This is a genomic window from Pseudomonas sp. FG86 (assembly GCF_057808775.1).
The window spans coordinates 1-26,546 of the sequence record NZ_JBMDIS010000065.1; the positions used below are offsets into that span (position 1 = coordinate 1).

Sequence of the window (26,546 nt, forward strand, 5' to 3'; positions counted from 1 at the left end):
GGAGCAAGAACTAGGCGTCCCCCTCGCTCCTACAGAAGGGCGAGCCCCGTCCCACCTTTGGCCCTCAGCGTTTGGGCGATTGGGTTTTCAGCCATTCCTCGCGGGTCATTTCCCAGATATGCCGTGGGAAAGTACCTTCCACAAACTCAGCTTCATCCGTACGGATCAAACGCATGCCCGTACGCTCGGAAATACGCCGCGAGCCCAGGTTGGGTGCCGCCTTGGGCACCCGCAGCAACGGGCGCTTGAGCACGCCGAACCAATAGTCGGTCACCGCTGTGCTGGCCTCGGACATCAGACCTTGCCCTTGCCATTGCGGCCCTAGCCAGAACCCCCGGTTGTTATCCTGCTCGTCCATCAAGCTGATGTTGCCGATCAATTGTTCAGGCGCGCTTTTCAGGCGTAGCGACCAGTGCCATTCCTCGCCACGGGCCATGGCGGGGAGGGCGTTCTGTTCCAGATAGGTGCGCGCGCCGTCGGCCGGGTAGGGCCAGGGCACCAGGGCGTTGAGGTAACGCACGACCTCCCAATGCGGGAATTGCTGCTGGATCCCTTCGGCATCGTCCAGGGTCAGTGGGCACAGGATCAGGCGTTCGGTGAAGAGTGTCGGTTGCATGGTGTCATTACCAGGTCGCGGTATTCGGCAGGTCCAGGGTGCCACGGTCCACAAAACGCATGGTGCCGAACAGCCCGCCCGCTAACTTGCCGCGCAGTACATAGGGCAGGTTGTTCAAGCTCTGGGTCTGGCTCAGGCCCAGGGTCTGGCGCAATACGGAAAACGCCGAAACGCTGACCGGCACCATCAGCACCGTCTCGGAAAAACGTGGGATGGATCCGCGTTGATCACTCACCCCCGACGCCAGCGGCCGGCCATTGACCTCCAGGTCCAGGGCCACGCCGTTGTAGTCGATCGGAGTTTCATTGGGGTTCTGTACCCGCAGTTTCACGGCGAAGCGTACTTCCAGGTCCTGGCTTTGCAGCGGTTCGATGCCCACCACATTGATCGTCACCGGGTCGCGGTTGGGGAACAGGGCGCAGGCGCTCAGGGTGAGCAGCAGTAGCGATAGAACCATGAGCTTGCGCATACAAAGGTGCTCCTAGTGCGTGACGTCCGGGTCCTGCATTACTTTGAGGGTTGAGGACTCCGGATCAAATTCATTTTCTTCCAGCTCTATGAACGCTTCGGGCAGGAAAATGTTCAGCAGGATTGCACAGAACGCGCCCACGGTGATCGGCGATTCAAAGATGTTGTGCAGTGCCTTGGGCAGGTCACGCAACACTTCCGGGACCGCCGCGACGCCCAGGCCCATGCCCAGCGAGATCGCCACGATCAACACATTGCGCCGGTGCAGCCCGGCTTCGGCGAGGATCTTGATGCCGGCCACCGCGACGGTGCCGAACATGATCAGCGTCGCGCCACCGAGCACCGGTTTAGGCATCAGTTGCAGCACCGCGCCGATCATCGGGAACAGCCCCAGCAGCACCAGCAGGCCGGCGATGAAGTACGCCACATAACGGCTGGCCACGCCGGTGAGCTGGATTACGCCGTTGTTCTGGGCGAAGGTCACCATCGGCAGGCTGTTGAAGGTGGCCGCCATCGCCGAATTGAGACCGTCGGCCAACAGACCGGACTTGATACGCTTGATATACAGCGGGCCCTTGACCGGCTGCTGGGAGATCATCGAGTTGGCTGTCAGGTCGCCGGCGGCTTCCAGGGGCGAAATCAGGAAGATCACCGCCACCGGGATAAACGCCACCCAGTCGAATGAGAAACCGTACTTGAACGGCACCGGCACGCTGATCAGCGGCACCTGGGGCAGGGCTGCCAAGTCGACGCGGCCCAGCCACCAGGCCACCACGAAGCCCAGGGTCAGGCCGATCACGATCGAGCCCAGGCGCAGGAACGGATTATTGAAGCGGTTGAGTACCACGATGGTCAGCAGCACCAGCGCCGCCAAGCCCATGTTGCTTGCCGCGCCCAGGTCGCTGGCGCCAAAACCACCCGCCATGTCGGTGACTGCCACCTTGATCAGTGACAGGCCCATCAAGGTAATGATGGTGCCGGTCACCACCGGGGTGATCAGCTTGCGCAGCTTGCCGATGAACTGGCTGAGCACCACTTCAATAAATGCTGCGAAAAAACAGATGCCAAAGATCGTCGAGAGGATCTCATCGGTGCCGCCGCCCCGGGCCTTGACCATGAACCCTGCACTGAGGATCACGCTGATAAAGGAAAAGCTGGTGCCCTGCAGGCACAGCAGCCCTGAACCAATCGGGCCAAACTTGCGCGCCTGCACAAAGGTGCCCAGGCCCGAGACGAACAACGCCATGCTGACCAGGTACGGCACTTCGCTTTCCAGGCCCAGCACACCGCCGACGATTAGGGTGGGGGTGATGATGCCGACAAAACTGGCCAGTACATGCTGCAACGCGGCAAAGATCGCGGCGGTGAAGTGCGGGCGGTCTTCCAGGCCGTAGATCAGGTCGGATTTATAGCGCGGGCGGGGGGCTTGAGCGTCAGACAAAATACAGGCTCGGGTCGAAAAGGGAGGCGCAGGATGCCAGAAACAGCCGGTTGTCAGAAGTGTGAAAAAATATTTCGGATTTTTTCAATTAATTTCTCAAACCTGCCGATAGCCTGGATAGGCCCACACTCCAATTAGAACAGTGGCGCCAGAGGTCCAGGTCGCGCGTTGACGCTGACGGACCGTGTCGCGGCAAGGACGCTCGCCCACACTACTTCTCGAGAGTACCCCTATGTCCCTTCGTAATCTGAACATTGCCCCCCGCGCTTTTCTCGGTTTTGCGTTCATTGCGCTACTTGTCATTATTCTCGGGGTGTTCGCGGTCAACCGCATGGCGACCATCCGCCAGGCATCGTTGGACATGTCGGCCAACCAACTGCCCAGTGTGAAGTACCTTGGCAATCTGACCGAGAACGTGTTGCGCCTGCGCATCTTGTCCTTCCGGATCCTGATCAACCGCGAACCCGCGGCCCTTGAAGAGGCCAAGACGCGCGTGGGCGTGCTGGTGGACAAGGTCAAGGTGGCTCAGAAGGCTTATGCATCAACGCCTGCCGGTCCGGAGGAGGCCGCCCTGTATAAAACCTTCGCCACGACTCTCGACAACTACCTTACTGCCCAGGCCGAGATGTTGTCGTTGTCCCAGCAGAACAAAGTCGAGGAAATGCGCACGCTCATCAACACCCGCATCAAGGACGGCACGGACCAGATGGGTGAGCAGTTGAACAAGCTGATCGCAATCAATAGCGCCGGCGCCGACCAGGCCGCCCGTAACGCCGAAGGTAGCTATCAGCAAGCCGTCAGCGGGATCGTGATCGTGTCGGTGGTGGCTGCGTTGATGACGGTGCTGCTGGCCTGGTTGCTGACTCGCAGCATTGTTACGCCGCTGCGCAAGGCCGTGGAAGTGGCCGAGACCATCGCCGGTGGCAACCTGACCAAAGTCATTGAAGACGCTGGCAAGGACGAGCCGGCACGCCTGATCAGTGCCCTGTCGCGCATGCAAGCCAACCTGCGCCAGACCATCCAGCATATTGCCGGCTCGGCCACGCAGTTGGCGTCCGCCGCCGAAGAACTGAGCGCCGTGACCGAGGAAGCCTCCAAAGGCCTGCAACAACAGAACAACGAAATCGACCAGGCGGCCACCGCCGTCAACGAAATGACCGCTGCGGTCGAGGAAGTGGCGCGCAATGCGGTGTCCACCTCCGAGGCTTCCAACCAGTCCAACCAGGCCGCACGCGAAGGCCGCGACCGGGTGGTGGAAACCGTCGGCGCGATCCAGACCATGACCCAGGACGTACAAAACACCGCAGCGATGATCGAAGGCCTGGCGACCCAGGGCCGTGACATCGGCAAGGTACTGGATGTGATCCGCGCCATTGCCGAGCAGACCAACCTGCTGGCGCTCAACGCGGCGATCGAGGCCGCCCGTGCCGGTGAAGCCGGGCGTGGTTTCGCGGTGGTGGCCGACGAGGTGCGGGCCCTGGCCCATCGCACCGCGCAGTCGACCCAGGAGATCGAGAAAATGGTCGCCGGCATCCAGAACGGCACCGGCGAAGCCGTGCAATCCATGCAGCAAAGCAACCAGCGCACCCAGGACACTTTGGAAATGGCCCGGGCTGCCGGTGTGGCGCTGGAGCAGATCACCCAATCCATCAGCCTGATCAACGAACGCAACCTGGTGATCGCCAGCGCCTCGGAAGAACAGGCCCAGGTGTCTCGCGAAGTGGACCGCAACCTGGTGAACATCCGCGACCTGGCGACTCAGTCGGCGGCGGGGGCCAACCAGACCAGCGCGGCCAGCCATGAGCTGTCGCGCCTGGCGGTGGATTTGAATGGGATGGTCGCCAGGTTCGTTATCTGACCCACTTTGCAATGCCATCCAAATGTGGGAGGGAGCTTGCTCCCGATGGCGGCGGGGCAGTCAACTCATCTACTGACTGATCTGCCACCCTTCATGCCAGTCAGTTAAGGCGAAACACTTTAACTGTGGCGAGCGGGCTTGCCCCGCGTTGGGCTGCGCAGCAGCCCCAAAACACAGCCCCGGAGCGGCCTGGCACACTGCAGCGTTGTTATTGGGGCTGCTTCGCAGCCCAACGCGGGGCAAGCCCGCTCGCCACGGGGGCGGCGCTGCCTCCTACGATTGCTTCCAGGCCCCTGGGTTCACCAGGTTTTTCGGCTTCTGGCCCGCCAGCGCCGCCAACAGATTATCCACCGCACACTGGGCCATCGCTTCGCGCGTCTCATGGGTCGCAGAGCCGATATGCGGCGTTGCCACTACGTTGTTCAAGCGCAGCAACGGCGAGTCGTGAGGCAGCGGTTCGCGCTCGAACACATCCAGCCCCGCCGCGCGAATCGTGCGCTGCTGCAAGGCCTCGACCAGCGCGGCTTCATCCACCACCTTGCCGCGGGAGATATTGATAAAGATCGTCTCCGGGCCCATCAGTGCGAATTCCTGGGCGCCGATCAACTGCTCCGTTTCAGCGGTCAACGGCAGTGTCAGGCAGACGAAGTCCGCTTGTCGCAGCAAGTCGTCCAGGCTGCGGTACTGCGCGCCGAACCGTTCTTCCACCAAGGGCTTGGGCGAGTGGCTGTGGTAGATCACCGACATGCCAAAGCCGAAATGCCCGCGCTGGGCCAGGGCTTCGCCAATGCGGCCCATACCGATGATGCCCAGGGTCTTGCCATGCACATCGCTGCCGAAGTGCGCCGGGCCGATGTTTTTGTTCCATTGGCCGGCACGCACCATGTCGGCCAACTCGACCACGCGCCGGGCGGTCGCCAGGATCAGCGCGAACCCAGTGTCAGCGGTGGTTTCGGTGAGCACGTCGGGCGTGTTGCTGAGCAGGACGCCGCGCTGGGTCAGGTAATCGATATCGTAGTTGTCGACCCCCACTGAGACACTGGCCACCGCCTCCAGGTTGGGCGCCAGGTCCAGCAGCTTGGCATCCAGGCGCAGGCTCGCACCGAGCAAACCGTGGGCGCCGGGGAGGGCATCGCGCAGTTTGGCCAGGCCGCTGTCATCCAGCGCCTCGATCAAGGTGACCTCGGCCTGCTCATGCAGGCGGGCCATCAGCGGGGCAGAGAGTTTTTTGTACAGCACGATGGATTTTTTCATCAGGTCTTGGCCTTCAATTCGAGGGTATGCAAAGGCGCGCGCACGCGGTCGCTGGCGCCAGGCTTGAGGAAAATCGTCAGCACCACCGAGAGCATCAACGCGCCGCTCATCAGCAGGTATGAAGCGCCGGGCGAGCCGGTGCTGCTATTGAGGTAACCCACCAGGTACGAACCGCCGAACGAACCGAGCGCGCCCATGCTGTTGATCAGGGCCATGGCGCCACCGGCGACGTTGGCGGGGAGGATTTCCGGGACGATGGCGAAGAACGGGCCATAGGGCGCATACATGCACGCACCGGCGATGACCAGCAGGGTGTAGGACCACCAGAAGTGTTCGGCACCCAGCACGTAGGACGCGTAGAAGGCGATCGAGGCGATCAGCAACGGTGGCCACACAAAGCGTTTACGTTTTTGCAGTTTGTCCGAGCCCCAGGACACCGCCAGCATGCCGATCACCGCCGCCAGGTAAGGCAGGGCTGACAGCCAGCCGGCCTCGACCATGTCCATTTTCAAGCCCGCCTTGAGGATCGACGGCAGCCACAGCACAAAGCCATACACGCCGATGCTCCAGCAGAAGAACTGCAGCGCGAGGATGATCACCTTGGGTGAGCGGAACGCCTCGGCGTAATTCTTCACGGCCTTGATGCCCACCTGTTCGGCGGCCAACGCAATTTCCAGGTCTTTTTTATGCTGTTCGCTCAGCCACTGGGCGTCCGCAGGCCTTTCATCCGCCAGTTTCCACCAGATAAACGCCCACAGCACCGCCGGCAAGCCTTCGATGATGAACATCCAGCGCCAGCTGAAATGCTGCACCAGGTAACCCGACACCACCGACATCCACAGCATGGTCACCGGGTTGCCGAGGATCAGGAAGGTGTTGGCCCGCGAACGTTCGGCACGGGTGAACCAGTGGCACAGGTACACCAGCATGGCGGGCATCACCGCCGCTTCGACCACGCCGAGCATGAAGCGGATCGCGATCAGCATATAGGCGTTGGACACCACGCCGGTCAGGGTGGCCAGGCCGCCCCAGAGGATCAGGCTGACAAAGATCAGTTTCTTGACGCTGCGCTTCTGCGCATAGATCGCCCCCGGCACCTGGAAGAAAAAGTAACCGAGGAAAAACAGTGCCCCCAGCAACGACGACATGCCGGGGGTGATCATCAGGTCCTCGGCCATCCCGGAGGCGGCGGCGAAACCGTAGTTGGCGCGGTCCAGGTACGCCAGGCTGTAGGTGATAAAGACGATGGGCATGATGTACCACCAACGGCGGGTGGCGAGTTTCACGGTTTCCATGGGGGTGCTCCTGAGCTTGTTGTAGTTGTGGCAACAGGTAGTCGGTCAAGCGACGGATCGGGTGGGTAACGCTTCGCGCCTGGGCAGGCCCTCCATGTCACCGCGACTTTGTACTGCACGGCTGCCGATCCAATTGCCGCGCTGTACGGCCTCGGGAAAGCTGAGGTTTTCCAGCAGGGCACTGATCATGCCGACGGCAAAACCATCACCGGCCCCCACGGTGTCGACCACCTTGTCGACACTGACGGCGGCGACAAAGCCCTGGTCCATCAGGGTGCGGTAGTAGGCGCCATCCGGGCCGAGCTTGATGGCCACGGCTTCGGCGCCCTGGTCCAGGTAGAACGCGGCGATGTCGGCTGGGTCCTCGAAACCGGTGAGCAGGCGACCTTCGCTCAAGCCCGGCAGGACCCAGTCCGCCAACCCGGCGAGGGCGTTGATTTCGCGGATCATCTGCGCCTGGCTGGCCCACAGCGAGGGGCGCAGGTTGGGGTCGAACGACACGCTGCGGCCGGCGTTGCGCATCTGCGTCATCAGTTCAAAGGACAGCTCGCGGGTGGCGTCGGACAAGGCCGGCGGAATACCGGTGGCATGCAGGTGCCGTGCTTGTAGCAGTACGGGGTTGATGGCGGCGATCGACAAATGGCTGGCCGCCGAGCCCTTGCGGAAGTATTCGACTTGAGGGTCGGCGCCAGCCTCTTCACGGGACTTGAGCTGAAAGCCGGTGGGGTGCAGCGGGTCGACGGCCACATGGCGGCAATCCAACCCCTCCTGTTTCAACGTGTCGACCACAAAACGCCCGAGGGAGTCATTGCCCACCCGGCTCAGCCAGGCAACGTTGAACCCCAGGCGCGACAGGCCGATGGCGACATTGCTGTCGGCGCCAGCAATGCGTTTGTGAAAGTGGCCGACCTCGGCCAGCTCGCCGGTCTGTTCGGCGACAAACATCGCCATGGTTTCACCAAACGACAGGATATCGATCTCAGACATGGGCGTTCTCCGCGTGGGGTTGGCCAAGCAGGGCGAGGGTGGCGACCTGCCGGGCGGTGACGTCGAGCAGGTCTTCGCCTTGCAGCGGGAATTCCACGGCACGGGTAATACCTTGAGTCATATGCTTGAGCAGTTGTTCCCACAGATGCAGGTCGGTGGCGCCGGGCGGCAGGGCGACCAACTTGCCGTCCGGGCGACGGGCCACGGCCTTGCAGTGCAGGTAATCCACATGCCGGCCCAGCAGGCGCGCGGCGGTGAGGGCGGATTGGTCCTGCCAGTGCCAGTTGCCGATATCGAAGGTCATCTTGATCGGCAGGCCCAGGCGCTCCACTTCAGTGAAGAAGCGCTGCATCGGCTCGATGCGCCCGCCGTGCAGGGTCTGGTCGTTTTCCACCAGCAGGTGGACCGGATGGCGGTTGAGCAGGGCGTGCAGGCTTTCCAGGTCGTTGGTGTCGGTGAAATAACCCAGGGAGACTTTGAGCCAGCGCGCGCCAAAGGCCTGGGCACGGTCCAGGGTGGCGCTCAGCTCGGCATTCGGTTGGGCGCGGCCGGCGACCCACAGCTCAAGGGGCGATGAGAACACCGATTCGAGGCCCTGCTCGGCGGCGGCCCGGGCCAGTTCGACGGGTTGCTCGCGGGTCAGCAGCTCCTCACGCCACTCGATACGCTGGGCGCCGGCAGCCGCCAACAGTTCGACAAAACTCAGTTGGCCCTGCTGGCGTACGAGGTCGGCGCCGTAGCTGGAAAGGCTGATGGATACGGGGTATTTATGCATTGTTGTGTCCCTCTGAAACCGGTTTCATTTTTTCTGAAAAAAACACTTTCCTGTCGGAGCGAACTTGCTCGCGAAAAACCTGAGCGCGCCGCGTTGAACCAGGATCGCTGCGTTATCGTTGGCGTTTTTCGCGAGCAAGCTCGCTCCTACAAGGGGTTGTGGAGCCTCGGAGAATCAGTTGGGGCAGGAAGTCCAGGGTGCGTGTCGGCTCGGTATCGCCGCGCAAGCGCTTGAGCAAGCAGTCGAACGCACTGGCGCCAATCGCCTGGGTCGGCTGGGCGAGGGCCGTGATGCCATTGCCCACCAGTGGGTACCAGTCCAGGTCATCCAGGGCGATCAGGCCGACGTCTTCAAACAGGTGGCAACCCAATGCCTTGAGCGCTTGGGTGCAAGCGAGCGCGGCGATGCCGTTGGCGCAGAACAACGCCTTGGGGCCGGCCTTGGCTATAAAGGTGTGCAAGTGCTTTTGCAGCGCGCCATCCAGCTCCAATACCGCGCCGGTCAACGCCGGGCGCCGGGCAATCTCGGCCTTGAAACTCTCCAGGCGTTCCAACCGCGAACTGGTGCCGTCGGTGGCTTCGCTCACCAGCAACACATCGCGATAGCCCTGCTGCTCGAGGTGTTCCACCGCCATGCGTACCGCCGCCGGGTTGTCCAGGCCCACCAGGTCGCTGTGCAGCGGTTCGACCTTGCGGTCCACCAGCACCAGGGGCATTTCCCGTTGCAGTTCCAGCAGTTGGTCAAGGTGATGGCCAAGGGTGTTCACGATCAGCCCTTCGATGTTGTACGAGCGCAGCGCCGCCAGATGCTGGCGCTCCTGCTCGTCATCACGGTCGGTATTGCACACCACCAGGCTGTAGCCGTGCTGGCGGCAGGCGGTCTCGACGCCATGCATCACGGCAATGGAATAGGGGTTGCGGATATCGGCCACCAGCATGCCGATCAGGCGCGTGCGGCCACGCTTCAAGCCACGGGCCATCTGGTTGGGGCGGTAGCCGAGTTCATTGATGGCGTGCTCGATGCGCAGGGCGATGGCATCGGAGAGCAGGCCGCGGTCGTCGCCGATGAAGCGTGACACGCTGGCCTTTGAGACCCCTGCGTGCAGGGCGACGTCGAGCATGGTCACGCGGCTGCGTTGAGCGGCGGAAAAAGAGGTCACGGTCGCGGGCCTTTCTTATTGGGGGTGGGTCATGGTTGATATGAAACCGGTTTCAGGAAACACCAGATTCGGGTGAGTGGTCAAGCGTCAACTACAGGGATGGGAACGGTCTCGCCGACAAACGGTAGGAGGACCTGTGAGTTCTGACAGTATTCAGGGCTTGTGAAGTGGCGCTTAATTTGAGCGTGCAAGAGGTAGTGATACCGCCATAACACGTGTTTTTTCTAAATGATGCATCGGTTCGCTGGCTGAATAAGGAGAGTCGCATGACGCTTTCATCCAACCGTTTCCCCCCCTCCAGCCGCAGCGCAACGGCGCAAGTTTCAGAGCTAAAAAAGGCTGTTGTGGTCAAGGCCTTTAAAGATGACCCTGACGGGCTGATTCCCACTAAATATCTTTATGAACCCATTGAAATCCAATTGACCCAGATCTGGGCCTTTCCCGCTGATATCGGGGAAGTCGACTACGTTCATTTCTCGATCAAGCCCCATACACCCGAGTCTCCGTATCCGCTTCCTCCGATTCCTCTGCCGGGCCCATTGACTCAGGAAAAAGACTTCCCCGTATCGCTGTTTATTAAGGGCAATTGGCTGAATATCAGTGGGTCTTACGACATTAGTTATTACATTGATGGGCCCGGCGGGATAGAACACAGCCCTTACACCACGACATTCACCATTGATCGGATAGCGCCAGGGGGTAACCAACCCCTGGGGCCTGGTGAGTTTGTTGATCCGGACGTCCGCACCTATGGAATTACCGAAGAGTATTTGAGCGATCCAGATCACCTGACGGTGGATTTTAAAATTCCTTCATATCTGGATCGAAAAGCCTTCGATGACGTTCTGATTTTTTTATTGAACGATGAATCGGCCAATCCTTATGAGGCGGCTTATGAGCACACGTTCCCTTCTGCGGTATCCGATTTGGTTGTACCTATTCCGGGGGATAAATTCCGTACGTTGTTGAACGGTCCCCGGATCGTACGGTATACCCTACGGGACCGAGCAGGTAACCAACGCTTCGATGCCTCCGGGCCCACCCCTGTTTATATCAACCTCAAACCATCGCCCAGTGGCCTGAAGCCGCCGCGGGTGCTTGCATTTGATTTCGACGGTTTGATTGATCGCAAGGATGCGCGGGCAGGCGTAACGGTGCGATTCGAGGCGTATTTTGATTGGGATCCTACTGATGAGGTTGTGATTCGTTGGAATGGTATCCCTCTGTCAAGAGAACCGGTTGAGGGATTTCCGAAAATCGTCTCAATCAGTTGGCCGGTATTGATCCAGAAAGGCTACGTGCAGACCAGAATGCCAGTGCAGTATGAGATTTACCGTGCTGGCAAGCCCGATGGAGTTCTATCGCCAATACAACATGTGGATTGCGACTTTCGCGTGGCCGGGCAAGATCATGACCAGGCACCCGCTGAATATAACCGACACCTTGAACGAGTCGAGATCCGCGGGCAGGGGAGCAATACGCCGAATCACTTGGATATCCGGGATGCCGATCAACCTGTCACGGCTTCGGTTCTTCTGTTTGATGATCCGCATGCAGGCGAGCAAATGTTCCTTTACTGGGGGGATAGAGAGGACCCCGTTGCTTCTTATACGGTACAGCCCACGGATTTCGCTGGCAGGCGGGTGACTTTTTCGCCCATCGCCTGGTCGGTGGTTGAGCAGACGCCAAACAATCCAGCGTTCCCTGTACGTTATCGCACCAGCAATGGTGTGAATGAACAACTGGCCCCTGATCGGGCAGTAAATATCAATGTGACAGCACCGGTAAACTTTCCTCAAGCTGAGTTTGTTCACGCTAACTCATTTGGTTGGCTCAACTGTCAGACCCTCCCGCCGCTCTGGGACGGCGTGCATGTTCGTGTTTTTAAACATGCGGCCATTGAGATCAATGATGAAATACGCATGCATTGGCAGGGTACGTCGGGTTTTGCAGGCAGCGGTCCTATTAAAGAAACCGAAGGATTGTTCTCACAGTCGTGGAGTGGGAATGATGAGCGCCTCGGTTACCACGACTTTGTAGTGGATTACCGTCCTTACGTTGAGCCGATCAAGAACCCCACGGGAGAGGGGGCGGGCGCTTACGCCGAGTTCACGGTATGGCGCCTTGGTATGCGTGTGGGGACTTCACGCATTCGTTATGTGAAGATCGACCGATTGTTTGCCCATACACCACCGATTTATTGTGGGCCGAATGGTAATGGTCCGGAATCTGATCTTCGATAGTAAGTGGTCAGTTATAAAGTTGCATAAGCGTTAATTAATCATCTTCCGCTGTGCTTGATCGGAGAGGGACTCTGTGCGGCCTGCTGTTTAATAAAAAGTTGTCAGCAGTCCATTCGCCGCAAGCTATTAACATAGGCAAGGAGAGACTGAAATGACCGTTAAAAGTGCTAAGCAAGTGATAGTAAGTGGTTGGGAGACTCCTAATCTGGAAGCACCGAATTTTCCCCAGGCGCTAGAGGATGGTAAAGGTTTGGTCTGGCGTCCTTTTCTGGATCGTGATGGCGGCCTTGTTTTGGAATGCCCCATTTGGCGGTTTCCCGACGAAGGGGATGAAATGCAAGTTGAATTCAGCCCTGCCGGGGTTTCATCCTGGACGCCATTGGACCCGATTTTTTTTCCAACCGAGCCTTCTGGTCCGCATGTTGAGGTCACGGTTTCAATCAATCTATTAGGCCATGGTGAGTTTGATCTCAGGTTCAAGGTAAGACCTGGATCAGGTGGGGATTATTCAGACTTTTCCAAAGCTCAACGAGTGAAGATCGATCTGTATGGTCCCTATAAGTCCCCAGGTAAAAGTGAGGCACCTGCTAGGGGCGTTTATCCTGCCTCATTGCCTCAAGGCGCAGATATCACCCAAGAAACATTGGACTTGAATCCCAGTGGATTCGAGTTAGGGATTCCTGCCTATGGGGATTGGGAGGCAGGGGATACGGTGTCGGACGTCTGGTTCACATCGGAATTGCCTCCGGATGACTCGCCCTCGCTGGGCAGTTTTCCAATGCCTTCGGGGGGAACGGATTTCAATTTGCCCATTACGTTCTTCGACACTGCTGTAGATGGGATTTTCTTCTGGTTTTATCGACTGCGAGATGCGGCCGGCAATTACAGTGAAATCTCGAAAGTTCCCACTGGGCGTCGTTTGAGACGCAGTGCGAATCTGATACTGGCACCTCTCAAGGTGGTCAGTCCTGCGGATAGCACGCTGGTCGATATCGACGCTTGGACGGCGGGGGTCCAGTTGGCGATTCCCCTTTATACATGGGATCCTAGCGACCAATACATTCTGGTATGGGGAAGCCAGGAAACCACGCCAGCTCCGTTGAACGGCGTTTTCGATTTTGTATTCACCGCGCCTCCTCAACTGATCATTGATGAGTATGGCTCGCAGGAAGGTCCTATAGAGACAGCTCTGAGCTACATCATTCTCAGGACGGGTTCAAAAAACCGTCCGGATGATGAAACATTGGTGGATGTCGACCTGAGCAAAGCGGGTCCAGTGACTCCCCTGCCGGGTGATCCGAGTCCTGACCTGGATCAGGTCACCATACAGGGGCCTGCATCTTTCCCTGCTAGAGAGAATTATCTGAATTCCGCTGACATCGATCACGTAGATGCCATTCTGGCGGTCTTCGATCTTTGGAGTGTTACTCCAGCACCGGTCGAAGGTGATGTCATTACGTTGTATTGGGGAAGCCGGCTGAACATAGCAGGTACTCATACTATTGCTCTTGGCGAGGGCGCAGGTACTCCAATCACTATCGTGGTCGACAAGGCAGCGATTGCCGCCGCGGGTAATGGTCCAGCGATCGATGTTTTTTATGGGGTGCGCAATCCTGCATCGACGAACAGCAATTTCTCAGAAAGTACGCCCGTTGAAGTCGACGGTGCGATCACTCACACAATGGATGCGGCTGAGTTCCTCAATACCCTGCCTTGGTCCGGGGACACACGGGGAAGGATTACCTGTGCATCTCTGCGACCAACAGGCACGCCGGGACGCGACCAATACATTGAAGTGAAAATTCCTCCAAACGCTGAGTTTTTTGCGGATAAAGTAGTGGTAACGATCGAGTATGTGGCCTCAACGGGGCTTGCGGGTGACCAACCTATCGAGCCAACACGGGGTACTAGCTCGGTGACGCTGGATCCAACCACCGCAGCCAACGGCTTCATCTTCCACCTGCAACCCTTCGACCCTCACCTTAAAGTAGTCGGCGCGGCGCCGCCCTATAACTCGGTCTGGTTGCAATATTCTCTGGACGTGAGCGGAACGCCTGCTAGGTCAGTACCAGCAGTCATTCCTGCGAGGATGGTGACCGCCAACAACTACTGCGACGGTAGTGACGCTGCTCCATAGCGCTGTACGCAAGGCATCGAGGGATAACCTTCTTCGGTGCCTTTTCTAATAAGTCGGCTGAATGGCGTCCTCTTGTTATCTTCAGATTTATCCTACTTACCGTTACGCCCTCCAACTATAACCTCGCGGCCTCTACAGGTCTGGCTCCACTCCATCGGAACGAGCCATGCCATTTGGTCAGGCATATTGTCAGAGCGAGTGTTACAGCATGTTCATCAAACATATTTTCAAACTTTCACCTTTAAGTGCGGCAGTCAAAGTGTCGTCGTTCGGATTACTTCTGGGTGTTGCGGCGCAGGCTCATTCCGAACAGGGAGTGGTAGCGCCTGGTGAGTCGAAGGTCATTGAATCCGGTGAAACCGTAAAAAACTGGGCGCTGCAGAATGGCTCCAGCCTGACCGTCAATGGGGCAACCACAGCGGCTATTCGGAGCCTGGGTGCGCAGCTCACTGTGAACAGTGGGAGTACTATCGAGCGTATCGTTGCTCAGGAAGGTTCCACGGTTGTTATCCAGAATTCCACGGTCATGTCCACGGCGCCAGGCGCCTCGGCAATGGAACTTACCAATGGTACTTCAACCATTTCCGGCAGCCATTTGGAGAGCGCCCAATCCGTTGGTTTAGTGCTGAACCGGTACAGTTCTACACCTGACGGTTCTACCGCCCATGTTAGTAACAGCACAATAAAGGGCGCTCAGGCGGGTGCCTCAGCCACTCAATTGAGCGAACTGCATTTTTTTGACTCGCTGGTACAAGGGACGGCTGTCGGCAGTACCGGTGTCCTGTTGATCGGCGGTTCGGCCTCTGCTCAGAACAGCATGCTAGTGGGTGAGCGCAATGGTGTACGTTTCACCCGTGCGGCAGGTATTACCGATGACGGCACATTGCTACTCGATCAGTCGACCGTTGAGGGCAAGACGGGGGCGGCCATTTTGGTCGCCGGCCAGACCGGGCGCATTCCTACAGCCACCATCGAAGTGAGTAACGGCTCGCAGTTGATCGGCGGCAACGGTAACCTGCTGGAAGTGACCGGTGGCGCAACTGCCAACATGAATGTCAACAACAGCCATTTGAACGGTAATGTGTTCGTCGAGGCCGGTAGCAGTGCCAATCTGAGCTTGCAAAACCACTCATCGTTGACCGGCAGCTTGTTGAATGTCGATAGCCTTGCCATAGGTGATGGTTCGTTCTGGAACCTGACGGGTAACAGCCTGGTGGGTGCGCTTGATCTCGCGGGCGGTACGGTGAAGTTTGGCGAAACGGATGCGTTTTATCAGTTGAACCTGGAGACACTGAGTGGTAACGGTACATTCGTCATGGGCGCTGATTTTGCCCAGGGCCTGAATGATTTTCTGAATATATCTGGCGATGCAACCGGTCAGCACAGTTTGTTGGTGGCGAGCAGCGGCCTGGAGCCTGTGTCGCCCGGTGACGTACATATCGTGCACACCGGCGGCGGCGATGCCGAGTTTTCGCTGGTGGGCGGCGCGGTGGATGTCGGTGCATGGTCCTATGGGCTGAAGCAGGATGGTAACGATTGGTTCCTCGACCCCAGCGCACGGACTATCAGCCCAGGTACTCGCTCGGTGCTGGCGTTGTTTAACACCGCGCCGACCGTATGGTATGGCGAGATGACTTCGTTGCGCAGCCGCATGGGCGAGTTACGCCACCATGGCGCTGAAGGTGGTGGCTGGATTCGTAGCTACGGCAACAAGTACTCGGTGTCGGGCGCTAATGGCGTGGGTTATAAGCAGAGCCAACGCGGTTTCTCTCTCGGCGCCGATGCACCCCTGAGTGAAGACAGCCAATGGCTGGTTGGGGTCATGGCAGGGCATAGCAACTCCGATCTGGACCTGAGCCGTGGTACTTCCGGCACGGTGAAAAGCTACTACGTGGGCGGCTATGCCACTTGGATGGATGCAGACAGCGGCTACTACTTCGACGGTGTTATCAAAGCCAACCGCTTTGAGAATGAGTCCAAGGTCGGCCTCAGCGATGGTGCCAAGGCTAAGGGTAAATACGGCACCAACGGCATTGGTGCTTCGGTAGAAGTGGGTCGCAACATCAAGCTGGAGAATGATTTCTTTGTCGAACCGTTTGCTCAGGCATCCACTATTGTGGTCAAGGGTAAGAACTACGGGTTGGACAATGGCCTGCAAGCCAAAGGCCAGAACACCCATTCGGCACTCGGTAAGCTGGGGGTAACGGTAGGTCGCGATTTTATAATGGATGACGGCAGCATCGTTCAGCCTTACCTGCGTACAGCGGTAGCGCATGAGTTTGCGAAAGACAATAAAGCATCGGTCAACGGCCATGTGTTCAACAATGACGTCTCAGGTTCTCGTGCTGAGTTCGGTGCTGGTGTAGCGGTCTCACTGTCGAAAAACCTGCAGCTGCATGCTGACTTCGAGCACAGCAAAGGTAAACATGTCGATCAACCATGGGGTGCTAACGTGGGCGTGCGTTATAGCTGGTAACTCATACGTATGTATCCAAAAAGGAAGCTTCGGCTTCCTTTTTGGTATGTGCAGTTTAACGACCTTCGGGCGTCAGCCCAGGCTGAACAGCGCAGCGATGGTAGAGACTGGGTTGCCGTCGTCACGGGTTTTGACATCGCTGAGTCCACCCGCGGCGTGGGTATTTGAAGGGTCAATGGCAGTGAATTCGAGCAATCCGGACGCACCGTATCGCAGTACCGGCTCTAAAAGGTCATCAGTGCTATAGGTAAACCGAATGTCCGGATGGTCCTCCAGTCGATAGATGCCTTTGTCATAAGTTGAAGGTAGCGACAACTGCAACTTGTGGGTCACGCCGTTGCTATCGACTCTACTGCCGGTGATCGTCCATTTTCCTGCCGTGCAGGTGATTGAAAATATATTGGCGGTGAAATCTTCGCCGTCGATAATACCTTTAAAATACTGGGCGGCCAGATGCAGTTTTGGTGGACGGTGACGGTGGATGGCGGTCATGAGCGTTTCTCCTTGGGGGCTGGGAGCGTGTCGAGTGCCTGGCGATTACGTCTCCACCTGGACTGCCACATCAACGCGCAACGTGTTGGGTTATCGACTTCACACAAATACTTTCAATCAAGTCGGCAGTGCCTTCAGGCGAGCTTGAAGGACACGCGGTCTAGTCTCAAAAAGGTAATTCCCACCATCAGTACACGCAGTTGGAGCGTACCGGCTGGAACTTGGAAGTTACGTTGATAGGGCTGGAACGTTTCCGGCCCTCTTAATTCAATATCCAGCAAGATAACACCGGTATTGGCCACGTCGTACAACCGGGCCGCGCCGTCCCCGCCTGTGGGGTTCGCGGCCATCAGGGTAAAGCTGTAGGTTTTGCCGGGCTCTACCGCTATGTCCTGATAGATCAAGCCCCCAAGGTTCGCACTGCAGACACCGGCGGTGAAGCTGACGCTTGACGTTGGCCCAGGCCTTTCTACGGTCCAATCAGTGTTATTTTGGATGAATTCGCCATTTCTGATCAGCTCCGGTCGAACTGGAGTGGTGGTGTCCACGAGCAGTTCAATCTCGTCGACACAAACCTCGCCTGTCGTGCCCGTGACGGTGACGGTAGCGGAGGTTGTACCGGCGGGAGGGGAATAGTTGAACTCTCGTTTGGTCCACAGATGAAAAGCATCGAGCTCAATACGATCGGCTGTACCCGAGGGCTCAGAGGTGATCACCACCGCGCCAACACCCTTGAAGATCACTTGACTCCACATGCGCAGTAAGTAACTGGCACTAGGGTTGATATTGACCTGCTGGGAGGCCTGACCGGTAAGTGCTCTGCAGTATTGTCGGGAGTAATCGACAGTGCCTGTTGTATTCCAGTGCATTGCGTATTGACTGAAATTACCGTTGAGGAGGAGGTTGCTGGTTGAGGCCGTTTGCCTTGGCATTATTATTTCTCCCGCCGGAAAGTGGTTGCAGCCGGTGATTTTCAGTTGCACATCAGCGCTTCTACGGCACGCTGTGCGGCTGCATACGTGAGGCTATTCGGCGCCATATTGACGTTGCACACAACTGTCAGAACTAACAGGTCAGGGAGCCACTCGTCGGATAGAAGAGCCATTGAGCCTCAACCAAAGAGGCCCGCGGCGATATTGATCGAGAAGCCCAGGATCGCCGTGTTGAACAGGAACCCGATCAACGATTGCCCCAGCACCACTTTGCGCATGGTGCGGGTCGCCACCCCCACGTCCGCCGTTTGCACGGCCACGCCGATGGTGAAGGAGAAATACAGGAAGTCCCAGTAGTTGGGGGTGCGCAGGTCTTCGGCAAAGCGCAGTGCAGGCTCCTTGCCTTCCCAGGTGTAATACAGGCGCGCGTAATGCACGCTGAAAATCACCCCGATCAGCAGCCATGAGCCGATCACGGTCAGCCCGGTAAAGCCGTAGTGCAGCAGGCGCGCGGTGGTCGGCAGGTCTTTGCTGCCCACCAGCTCGAAGGTGATGGTCGCCAAACTCGCAATGGCGGCGATGCATACGATGAACAGCACCAGGCCGGCGTTTTCGTCTTCGATCTCGGCGATGCGTTTGACGTCCGGGGCCTTGGCGCGGATGGTCAGCCACAGCATCAGCACCAGGTAAGTCCAGACCCCGGTGTTCCAGCCGATGAGGATCTTGCTGACGACGCTGTCGGCCGGCACCAGGATGCCAGCGGCAAGGCCCAGGGCGGCGGCAGCGGAGAGGCGAGGGTGGGTGCGGGCGAGGAAGGGCATGGCAGCTCACAAATGGCTATTTGTGAGCACCTTAGCGCATTTTTTGTGGCGAGCGGGCTTGTCCCGCGTTGGGCTGCGAAGCAGCCCCAAAACATAACCCCGGACCTGCCTGGCACACTGCAGCGCTCTTATTGGGGCTGCTGCGCAGCCCAACGCGGGACAAGCCCGCTCGCCACAGTTACCGTGTCCCCCAAAAAGCCTTAGCTCTTTTTGCGCACCAGCTTCATGACAACTACAAAGAACACCGGCACAAACACCACCGCCAGTGTTGCCGTGATCATCCCGCCAATCACCCCCGTACCAATCGCCTGCTGGCTGGCGGAACTGGCGCCGGTGGCAATCGCCAATGGCACCACGCCGAGGATGAACGCCAGCGACGTCATGATGATCGGCCGCAGGCGCAAGCGCGCGGCCTTCAGGGTGGCGCTCATCAGGTCTTCGCCCTGGTCGTACAGATCCTTGGCGAACTCGATGATCAGGATCGCGTTTTTCGCCGACAGGCCGATGATGGTGATCAGGCCCACCTTGAAGAACACATCGTTGGGCATGCCGCGCAAGGAAACGGCCACGACCGCGCCGAGTACGCCGAGCGGCACCACCAGCAATACCGACGTGGGGATCGACCAGCTTTCATACAGCGCTGCCAGGCACAGGAACACGATCAGCAGTGACAGACCCAATAGCAACGGCGCCTGGGAACCGGACAAGCGTTCCTGCAATGATAGCCCGGTCCACTCCTGGCCCAGGCCCGCCGGCAATTGGCTGACCAGGCGCTGGATTTCTTCCATCGCCTCGCCGGTGCTGTGCCCGGGCGCCGCTTCGCCGCTGATGGCGATGGCCGGGTAGCCGTTGTAGCGCGTCAACTGCGCCGGGCCCTGGGTCCATTTGGCTTCGACAAAGGCCGACAGCGGCACCATCTTGCCGGCGTTGTTGCGCACATTGATCTTCATCAAATCCGCCACTTGGCTGCGCTGGTCGCCTTCGGCCTGCACCACCACGCGTTGCATGCGGCCCTGGTTGGGGAAGTCGTTGACGTAGGCCGAGCCGATGGCCGACGACAACACGCTGCCCACATCGGCAAAGGCCACGCCCAATGCGTTGGCCTGCTTGCGGTCCACCTCCAGCTGTACCTGCGGGGCTTCGGCCAGGGCGGTTTCGCGCACGTTGGCCAGGATCGGGCTTTTGCCGGCGGCGTTGAGCAATTCGGTACGTGCCGCCATCAACGCCGCATGGCCAACACCGCCGCGGTCCTGCAAGCGGAACTCGAAACCACTGGAGGTGCCCAGGCCGTCCACGGGGGGCGGCAGGATCGCATAGGCTATCGCGTCCTTGAGCTCGCTGAAGGCCATGTTGGCGCGGTCGGCAATCGACGCGGCGGAATCATCGCTGCTGCGTTGCGACCAATCCTTGAGCGTCGTAAACGCCAGCGCCGCGTTCTGCCCCGAGCCGGAGAAACTGAAACCCATGATCATGGTGGTATCACCCACGCCGGGTTCCCCGGCGTTGTGCGCTTCGATCTGCTCGGCCACCTGCACCGTGCGGTTCTTGCTCGCCCCTGGGGGCAACTGGATATCGGTGATGGTGTAGCCCTGGTCTTCCACGGGCAGGAACGAGGAGGGCAGGCGGCTGAACATCCACCCAAGGCCCACCAGCAGCACCAGATAGATCAGCAGGTAACGGCCGCTGCGCTTGAGGGCATAGGCCACCCAGCCTTCGTAGCGATTGGTGAGGCTTTCAAAACGCTGGTTGAACCAGCCGAAGAAGCCGCCCTTGGCGTGGTGATCACCCTTGGCGATCGGCTTGAGCAGCGTCGCGCACAAGGCTGGGGTCAAGGTCAAGGCGAGGAACGCCGAGAACAGGATCGAGGTGGCCATCGACAGCGAGAACTGCTGGTAAATCACCCCCACCGACCCCGGCATGAATGCCATCGGCAGGAATACCGCGACCAGCACCAGGGTGATGCCGACGATAGCGCCAGTGATCTGGCCCATGGCTTTCTTGGTCGCGTCCTTGGGCGACAGGCCCTCGGTGGCCATGATCCGATCGACGTTCTCCACCACGACGATCGCATCGTCCACCAGGATGCCGATGGCCAGCACCATGCCGAACATGGTCAACACGTTGATCGAGAAGCCCAGCAACAGCATGGTGGCGAAGGTGCCCATCAGCGCGATCGGCACCACCAGCGTCGGGATCAGCGTGTAGCGCACGTTCTGCAGGAACAGGAACATCACCGCGAATACCAGCGCCATGGCTTCGAGCAGGGTGTAGACCACCTTGGTGATCGAGACCTTGACGAACGGCGAGGTGTCGTACGGAATTTTGTATTCCACATTGGCTGGGAAGTAACGCGACAGCTCGTCCATCTTCGCCCGCACCAGGGTCGCGGTACTCAGGGCGTTGGCGCCTGGCGACAGTTGCACGCTGACGGCGGTCGAGGGCTTGCCGTTCAGGCGTGTGGAGAACTGGTACTCCTGGCTGCCGACTTCCACCCGCGCCACATCGCCGATGCGCACGGTGGAACCGTCCGGGTTGGCCTTGAGCACAATGTCGGCGAACTCCGCCGGCGTCGACAGCTGGCCCTTGACGAGGATCGCCGCCGTGATTTCCTGGGTCTTGGTGCCCGGCAAATCACCGATGCTGCCGGCGGAGACCTGTGCGTTCTGTGCGCTGATCGCGGCATTCACGTCAGCCGGTGTGAGGTTGAAACCGATCAGCTTCTGCGGGTCGATCCAGATGCGCATGGCGCGTTCGGCACCGTACAACTGCGCCTTGCCCACCCCGTCCAGGCGCTTGAGCTCGTTCATCACGTTGCGCGCCAGATAATCGCTGAGCGCCACGTCGTCGAGCTTGCCGTCGCTGGAGGTGAGCGTGACCAGCAGCAGGAAACCGGCGGAGACTTTCTCCACCTGCAAACCTTGCTGGGTCACGGCTTGGGGCAGGCGCGGCTCCACCGCCTTGAGGCGATTTTGTACATCGACCTGGGCCATTTCCGGGTTGGTGCCCGGCTGGAAGGTCGCGGTAATGGTCGCCGAACCCAGGCTGCTCTGGGATTCGAAATACAGCAGGTGATCGGCGCCGTTGAGCTCCTGCTCGATCAGGCTGACCACGCTTTCATCCAGGGTCTGGGCCGAGGCGCCGGGATACACCGCATGGATTTCCACTTTCGGTGGCGCGACGTCGGGATACTGGGCCACCGGCAACTGCGGGATGGCCAGCGCACCGGCCAGCAGGATGAACATGGCCACCACCCAGGCGAACACCGGGCGGTCAATAAAAAACTGCGGCATGACGGGTTATTCCTTTACGAGCGGGCTGTCGTCCACTTCAACTTTTTCACCGGGCCGCGCGTGTTGCAGGCCCTCGACGACGATACGGTCACCGGCCTTGAGGCCGCTGCTGACGATCCAGCGGTCTTCGATGACCGCGCCCAGTTCCACCGGTTGCAGGCTCACCACCTGTTCGGCGTCCAACAACAGCACCATCGGGATGCCGGCGCTGTCACGGGTGATCGCGCGTTGCGGCACGCTGATACCTTGTTTGTCGACCGCCTGTTCCAGGCGCACGCGCACAAAACTGCCGGGCAGCAGGTCGAGGTCCGGGTTGGGGAACTCGCTGCGCAGGATGATTTGACCGGTGCCCGGGTCGACGCTGATTTCGGCGAACAGCAACTTGCCTGGCAGCGGGTACAGGCTGCCGTCGTCCTGGATCAACGTGGCCTTGGCCTGGTCCTGGCCGACTTGCTTCAAGCTGCCCGCGCGGAAGGCGCGGCGCAGGTCGTTCAGCTCGCGGGTGGACTGGGTCAGGTCGGCGTGAATCGGGTCCAGTTGCTGGATAAGCGCCAGTGGCGTGGCCTCGTTCTGGCCGACCAGCGCCCCCTCGGTTACCAGTGCGCGGCCGATGCGCCCGGAAATCGGCGCGGTCACGGTGGCATAGCCCAGGTTCAGCCTGGCGCGCTCGACGGCGGCCTTGTTGGCGGCGACTTCGGCGTTGGTCTGGCGCACGGCGGCGCGGGCGTTGTCGTAGTCCTGGCCGCTGATGGCATTGCCTTCCACCAACTGGCTGTAGCGCTGCTCCTGCAGGCGCGCCTGGAACGCATTGGCCTCGGCTTTGCTCAGGTTGGCCTGGGCACTGTCCAGGTCGGCCTTGAACGGTGCTGGGTCGATGCGAAACAGCACGTCGCCCTGTTTGACGTCATGGCCTTCCTTGAACACCCGTTGCATCACCACCCCGGCGACCCGCGCACGCACTTCGGCAATGCGCGGCGCGGCGATACGCCCGCTCAATTCGCTGGTGATGGACAGGGGCTTGGCTGCAAGGGTTTCGATCCTCACTTTGACCGGGGGCATTGCCGGTGCCTCATCGGCCGACTTGTCACAGGCGCTGAGTGCCAGCGTCAGGGCCAACAGGCAAAACGGCGCAAACAGATTCTTCGACATGCTCTTATCCCAATATTGACTGGCGCATCCTAAGGCCACCTGCGCCGTGGTGCTGTGAAGCTGTGTAGGTCGTCTGTGAAGAAATGTAAGGTGCGGCCCGCAGGGCACCGAGGGCGTATATCCTTGCACAATCCTGCAAACACTGAAGGTCCAATGTGGGAGGGGGCTTGCCCCCGATAGCGGTGAATCAGTCAACGACTCTGTATCTGAAGCACCGCCATAGCAGGCAAGCCTGCTCCCACATGGGATTTGTGAACGACACATCACTGTATTTCTGGAAACATCATGCCCAACATCCTCCTGGTCGAAGACGACGCCGCTCTCTCCGAGCTGATTGCCAGCTACCTGGAACGCAACGGTTACCACGTCAGTGTGCTCAGCCGGGGCGATCATGTGCGCGAACGCGCGCGCCTCAACCCGCCCGACCTGGTGATCCTCGACCTGATGCTGCCCGGTCTCGATGGCTTGCAAGTGTGCCGCTTGCTGCGCGCCGACTCGGCGGGCCTGCCGATCCTGATGCTGACCGCCCGTGATGACAGCCATGACCAGGTGCTGGGCCTGGAAATGGGCGCCGATGACTATGTGACCAAACCCTGCGAACCGCGCGTGCTGCTCGCCCGTGTCCGCACATTGCTGCGCCGCAGCAGTCTGTCGGAGCCCCAGGTGGCCAACGACCAGATCGTCATGGGCAACCTGTGCATCGACCTGTCGGAACGCACCGTGAGTTGGCGTGAGCAGGCGGTGGAGTTGTCCAGCGGTGAATACAACCTGCTGGTGGTGCTGGCACGGCATGCCGGCGAGGTGCTCAGCCGCGACCAGATCCTGCAACGCCTGCGCGGCATCGAGTTCAACGGCACCGACCGCTCGGTGGACGTGGCGATTTCCAAGCTGCGCCGCAAATTCGACGACCACGCTGGCGAGGCGCGCAAGATCAAGACCGTGTGGGGCAAGGGCTACCTGTTCAGTCGTTCCGAGTGGGAATGCTGATCCATGTTTCGTGTGCTGCTACGCCTCTACCTGATCACCATCGTCACCTTCAGCGCGGCGATCTACCTGATTCCCAAGCTGGTGGTCCAGGTCTTCGAACACCGTTACCTGGCCTACAACGTCGAGCAGTCCCGGGGCATGCAAACCCTGATCGTCAAACAGTACCAGCGGGCGCCAGTGGAGCGCTGGTCCCAGGTCACCGAGCAACTGGGCCGCGATTTCGCACCGCTGAAAGTCGAACTGCTGCTGCGCCAGGATGCGCGCTACACCCCTGAAGAAGAGGCGCTGCTGGCACAAGGCAAACCGGTGATTCACCTGGGCGAGTGGGGCTGGATGGAGGAAATCAGTTCGCCGATCAATGCGCAGTTCGCGGTCAAGCTGACCGTGCCGCCGGACCCGCTGGACATGAACCTGCTGTACTGGTCGATGAACGTGCTGATCGGCGCCGCGTTACTGGCCTGCCTGTTGGTGTGGCTGCGCCCCCATTGGCGCGACCTGGAGCGCCTCAAAAGCACCGCCGCGCAATTGGGCAAGGGCAACCTGGGTGCACGCACGCATATCCCACCCAGCTCCAATATCGGCAGCCTGGCGGCGGTGTTCGACACCATGGCCGACGATATCGAGCACCTGCTGAACCAGCAGCGAGACTTGCTCAACGCCGTGTCCCACGAGCTGCGCACGCCGTTGACGCGCCTGGACTTCGGCCTGGCCCTGGCGCTGTCCGAAGACTTGCCGCAGGCTAGCCGTGAGCGCCTGCAAAGCCTGGTGGCCCATATTCGTGAGCTGGATGAGCTGGTGTTGGAATTGCTTTCCTACAGTCGCCTGCAAAACCCCGCGCAACTGCCGGAGCGGGTCGACGTGGTGCTCGACGAGTTTATCGACAGCGTATTGGGCAGCGTCGATGACGAACTGGAAAACCCCGAGATTGTCATCGACGTAGTCCTCGACTGCAGCGTCGAGCGCTTCAGTCTTGACCCGCGCTTGACCGCGCGTGCCCTGCAAAACCTGTTGCGCAACGCGACGCGCTACTGTGACAAGCGCATCCAGTTAGGCGTCAAGGTCTGCCCCAAGGGCTGTGAAATCTGGGTCGATGACGACGGTATCGGCATCCCGCTGGATCAGCGCGAACGCATCTTCGAACCGTTCTATCGCCTTGACCGCAGCCGCGACCGAGCCACCGGTGGCTTCGGCCTGGGCCTGGCGATCAGCCGGCGCGCCCTCGAGGCCCAGGGCGGCACCTTGACCGCCGAGGCCTCGCCGCTGGGCGGCGCCCGGTTTCGTGCGTGGTTGCCCTGTCAGGCCGATTAGAAAGTTGGCCGGGAAGGGCGCACACTGTGCCCCCGTTTTACCCGAGGAGAGATTGGCAATGACTGGTGTCCACACGTCTGCTCAGCAGGGTTTCTCGTCCCAGGCCGTCACTTATGCCCAGGGCCGCCCGAATTATCCCCGGCAACTCACCGGTTGGCTCAGCGACACGCTGCAGATCAATGCGCACTCTACGGTGATCGACCTGGGGGCGGGCACTGGCAAATTCACGCGCTTGCTCAACACCCTGGCACCGACGCTGATCGCCGTCGAGCCGGTGGACGCCATGGCCGCGCAGTTGCATAAACTGCTGCCCGACGTACGCCTGGTCAACGGCACAGCTGAATCCATCCCCCTGCCAAGCGCGACGGCCGATGCGGTGGTGTGTGCCCAGGCTTTCCATTGGTTTTCCACCGAGGCCGCGCTGGCGGAAATCCACCGTGTGCTTAAACCCGACGGGCGCCTGGGGTTGGTGTGGAATGTGCGCGATGAATCGGTGGATTGGGTGGCCGCCATCACCGCGATCATCACGCCATACGAGGGCGACACCCCGCGCTTTCACACCGGGCGTTGGCGCGAAGCGTTCACCGGCGAGTACTTTTCCGATCCTCAGGTGACGTGTTTCCCCTACAACCATGTCGGCAGCCCGCAGGAAGTGATCATGGATCGCTTCCTCTCCGTGAGCTTTATCGCTGCCTTGCCCGCTGCTGAAAAAGCCCTGGTGACCGAACAATTGCGCACCCTGATCGCGACCCACCCCGCGCTGAAAGGCCGCGACACCGTGGCATTCCCCTATCAGACCCAAGCCTACGTCAGCCACAAACTGACCAAAAAGGCATAAAGTCAGATCACATTGATATA

20 protein-coding genes are annotated in these 26,546 nt (G+C 59.7%); 7 read left to right on the forward strand and 13 right to left on the reverse strand.

From position 1 onward, the window contains the following. Window positions 1–64: 64 nt before the first annotated feature. Genes ACODSV_RS27485 through ACODSV_RS27495 form a run of 3 tightly spaced genes read right to left on the reverse strand, consistent with a single transcriptional unit; the run spans window position 65 to window position 2,525 of the window. Window positions 65–616 carry a GNAT family N-acetyltransferase gene (locus ACODSV_RS27485; RefSeq protein WP_150056085.1) on the reverse strand — a complete coding sequence of 184 codons (552 nt, stop codon included), beginning with the start codon at window positions 614–616 and terminating at the stop codon, window positions 65–67. A gap of 7 nt (window positions 617–623) precedes the next feature. After that, a complete protein-coding gene (locus ACODSV_RS27490; protein ID WP_024075819.1) occupies window positions 624–1,085 on the reverse strand; it encodes an LEA/WHy family protein in 462 nt (153 codons plus the stop codon). Between the two features lie 12 nt (window positions 1,086–1,097). Then, window positions 1,098–2,525, reverse strand: coding sequence for a nucleobase:cation symporter-2 family protein (locus ACODSV_RS27495; protein ID WP_150056084.1), 1,428 nt, complete (start codon window positions 2,523–2,525; stop codon window positions 1,098–1,100). 232 nt (window positions 2,526–2,757) lie between these two features. On the opposite strand from ACODSV_RS27495, the gene ACODSV_RS27500 reads away from it, so the two are divergent. Then, the gene (locus tag ACODSV_RS27500) at window positions 2,758–4,383 is read left to right on the forward strand and encodes a methyl-accepting chemotaxis protein (RefSeq protein ID WP_454843724.1); all 1,626 of its coding nucleotides are present in this window, start codon (window positions 2,758–2,760) and stop codon (window positions 4,381–4,383) included. Between the two features lie 273 nt (window positions 4,384–4,656). Here the strand turns inward: ACODSV_RS27500 and ACODSV_RS27505 are convergent, their stop codons facing one another. The 5 genes from ACODSV_RS27505 to ACODSV_RS27525 all read right to left on the reverse strand — a co-directional run bounded on the left by ACODSV_RS27505 (window position 4,657) and on the right by ACODSV_RS27525 (window position 9,853). Beyond that, a complete protein-coding gene (locus tag ACODSV_RS27505; RefSeq protein WP_150056359.1) occupies window positions 4,657–5,637 on the reverse strand; it encodes a 2-hydroxyacid dehydrogenase in 981 nt (326 codons plus the stop codon). Beyond that, window positions 5,637–6,932: an MFS transporter gene (locus ACODSV_RS27510; RefSeq protein ID WP_069075849.1), complete on the reverse strand. Its 1,296-nt coding sequence runs from the start codon at window positions 6,930–6,932 to the stop codon at window positions 5,637–5,639. The genes ACODSV_RS27505 and ACODSV_RS27510 overlap by 1 nt, the downstream gene beginning before the upstream one ends. A 45-nt stretch (window positions 6,933–6,977) precedes the next feature. Next, on the reverse strand, window positions 6,978–7,919 hold the full coding sequence (locus ACODSV_RS27515) for a sugar kinase (protein WP_150056361.1): 942 nt from the start codon (window positions 7,917–7,919) through the stop codon (window positions 6,978–6,980). Further along, window positions 7,912–8,694 (reverse strand): sugar phosphate isomerase/epimerase family protein, encoded by a 783-nt coding sequence (locus ACODSV_RS27520; protein ID WP_069075848.1) that lies wholly within the window; start codon window positions 8,692–8,694, stop codon window positions 7,912–7,914. The genes ACODSV_RS27515 and ACODSV_RS27520 overlap by 8 nt, the downstream gene beginning before the upstream one ends. A gap of 112 nt (window positions 8,695–8,806) precedes the next feature. Further along, a complete protein-coding gene (locus tag ACODSV_RS27525; RefSeq protein WP_454843721.1) occupies window positions 8,807–9,853 on the reverse strand; it encodes a LacI family DNA-binding transcriptional regulator in 1,047 nt (348 codons plus the stop codon). A 266-nt stretch (window positions 9,854–10,119) separates the two neighbouring features. Here ACODSV_RS27525 and ACODSV_RS27530 point away from each other — a divergent pair, with 266 nt between their 5' ends. The 3 genes from ACODSV_RS27530 (at window position 10,120) to ACODSV_RS27540 (ending at window position 16,709) form a co-directional block, all read left to right on the forward strand. Then, window positions 10,120–12,096, forward strand: coding sequence for a hypothetical protein (locus ACODSV_RS27530; protein ID WP_150055797.1), 1,977 nt, complete (start codon window positions 10,120–10,122; stop codon window positions 12,094–12,096). Between the two features lie 151 nt (window positions 12,097–12,247). Continuing rightward, window positions 12,248–14,233 (forward strand): hypothetical protein, encoded by a 1,986-nt coding sequence (locus ACODSV_RS27535; protein WP_150055798.1) that lies wholly within the window; start codon window positions 12,248–12,250, stop codon window positions 14,231–14,233. Between the two features lie 208 nt (window positions 14,234–14,441). Next, complete coding sequence (locus tag ACODSV_RS27540) at window positions 14,442–16,709, forward strand: autotransporter outer membrane beta-barrel domain-containing protein (RefSeq protein ID WP_150055799.1); 2,268 nt, start codon at window positions 14,442–14,444, stop codon at window positions 16,707–16,709. A 72-nt stretch (window positions 16,710–16,781) separates the two neighbouring features. Here the strand turns inward: ACODSV_RS27540 and ACODSV_RS27545 are convergent, their stop codons facing one another. The 5 genes from ACODSV_RS27545 to ACODSV_RS27565 all read right to left on the reverse strand — a co-directional run bounded on the left by ACODSV_RS27545 (window position 16,782) and on the right by ACODSV_RS27565 (window position 23,393). Beyond that, window positions 16,782–17,201, reverse strand: coding sequence for a hypothetical protein (locus ACODSV_RS27545; protein WP_150055800.1), 420 nt, complete (start codon window positions 17,199–17,201; stop codon window positions 16,782–16,784). A 134-nt stretch (window positions 17,202–17,335) separates the two neighbouring features. After that, a complete protein-coding gene (locus tag ACODSV_RS27550; protein WP_150055801.1) occupies window positions 17,336–18,184 on the reverse strand; it encodes a hypothetical protein in 849 nt (282 codons plus the stop codon). A 128-nt stretch (window positions 18,185–18,312) separates the two neighbouring features. Then, window positions 18,313–18,954: a DUF1345 domain-containing protein gene (locus ACODSV_RS27555; RefSeq protein ID WP_150055802.1), complete on the reverse strand. Its 642-nt coding sequence runs from the start codon at window positions 18,952–18,954 to the stop codon at window positions 18,313–18,315. A 200-nt stretch (window positions 18,955–19,154) separates the two neighbouring features. Further along, the gene (locus tag ACODSV_RS27560; protein ID WP_150055922.1) at window positions 19,155–22,244 is read right to left on the reverse strand and encodes an efflux RND transporter permease subunit; all 3,090 of its coding nucleotides are present in this window, start codon (window positions 22,242–22,244) and stop codon (window positions 19,155–19,157) included. Between the two features lie 6 nt (window positions 22,245–22,250). After that, window positions 22,251–23,393 carry an efflux RND transporter periplasmic adaptor subunit gene (locus ACODSV_RS27565; protein WP_150055921.1) on the reverse strand — a complete coding sequence of 381 codons (1,143 nt, stop codon included), beginning with the start codon at window positions 23,391–23,393 and terminating at the stop codon, window positions 22,251–22,253. A 285-nt stretch (window positions 23,394–23,678) separates the two neighbouring features. Here ACODSV_RS27565 and ACODSV_RS27570 point away from each other — a divergent pair, with 285 nt between their 5' ends. Genes ACODSV_RS27570 through ACODSV_RS27580 form a run of 3 tightly spaced genes read left to right on the forward strand, consistent with a single transcriptional unit; the run spans window position 23,679 to window position 26,526 of the window. After that, window positions 23,679–24,380, forward strand: coding sequence for a response regulator (locus tag ACODSV_RS27570; protein WP_024075804.1), 702 nt, complete (start codon window positions 23,679–23,681; stop codon window positions 24,378–24,380). A 3-nt stretch (window positions 24,381–24,383) separates the two neighbouring features. Further along, window positions 24,384–25,688, forward strand: a complete 1,305-nt coding sequence (locus tag ACODSV_RS27575) for an ATP-binding protein (RefSeq protein ID WP_150056000.1) — start codon at window positions 24,384–24,386, stop codon at window positions 25,686–25,688. Between the two features lie 58 nt (window positions 25,689–25,746). Continuing rightward, window positions 25,747–26,526, forward strand: a complete 780-nt coding sequence (locus ACODSV_RS27580; protein WP_024075802.1) for a class I SAM-dependent methyltransferase — start codon at window positions 25,747–25,749, stop codon at window positions 26,524–26,526. The last annotated feature ends 20 nt before the right edge of the window (window positions 26,527–26,546 follow it).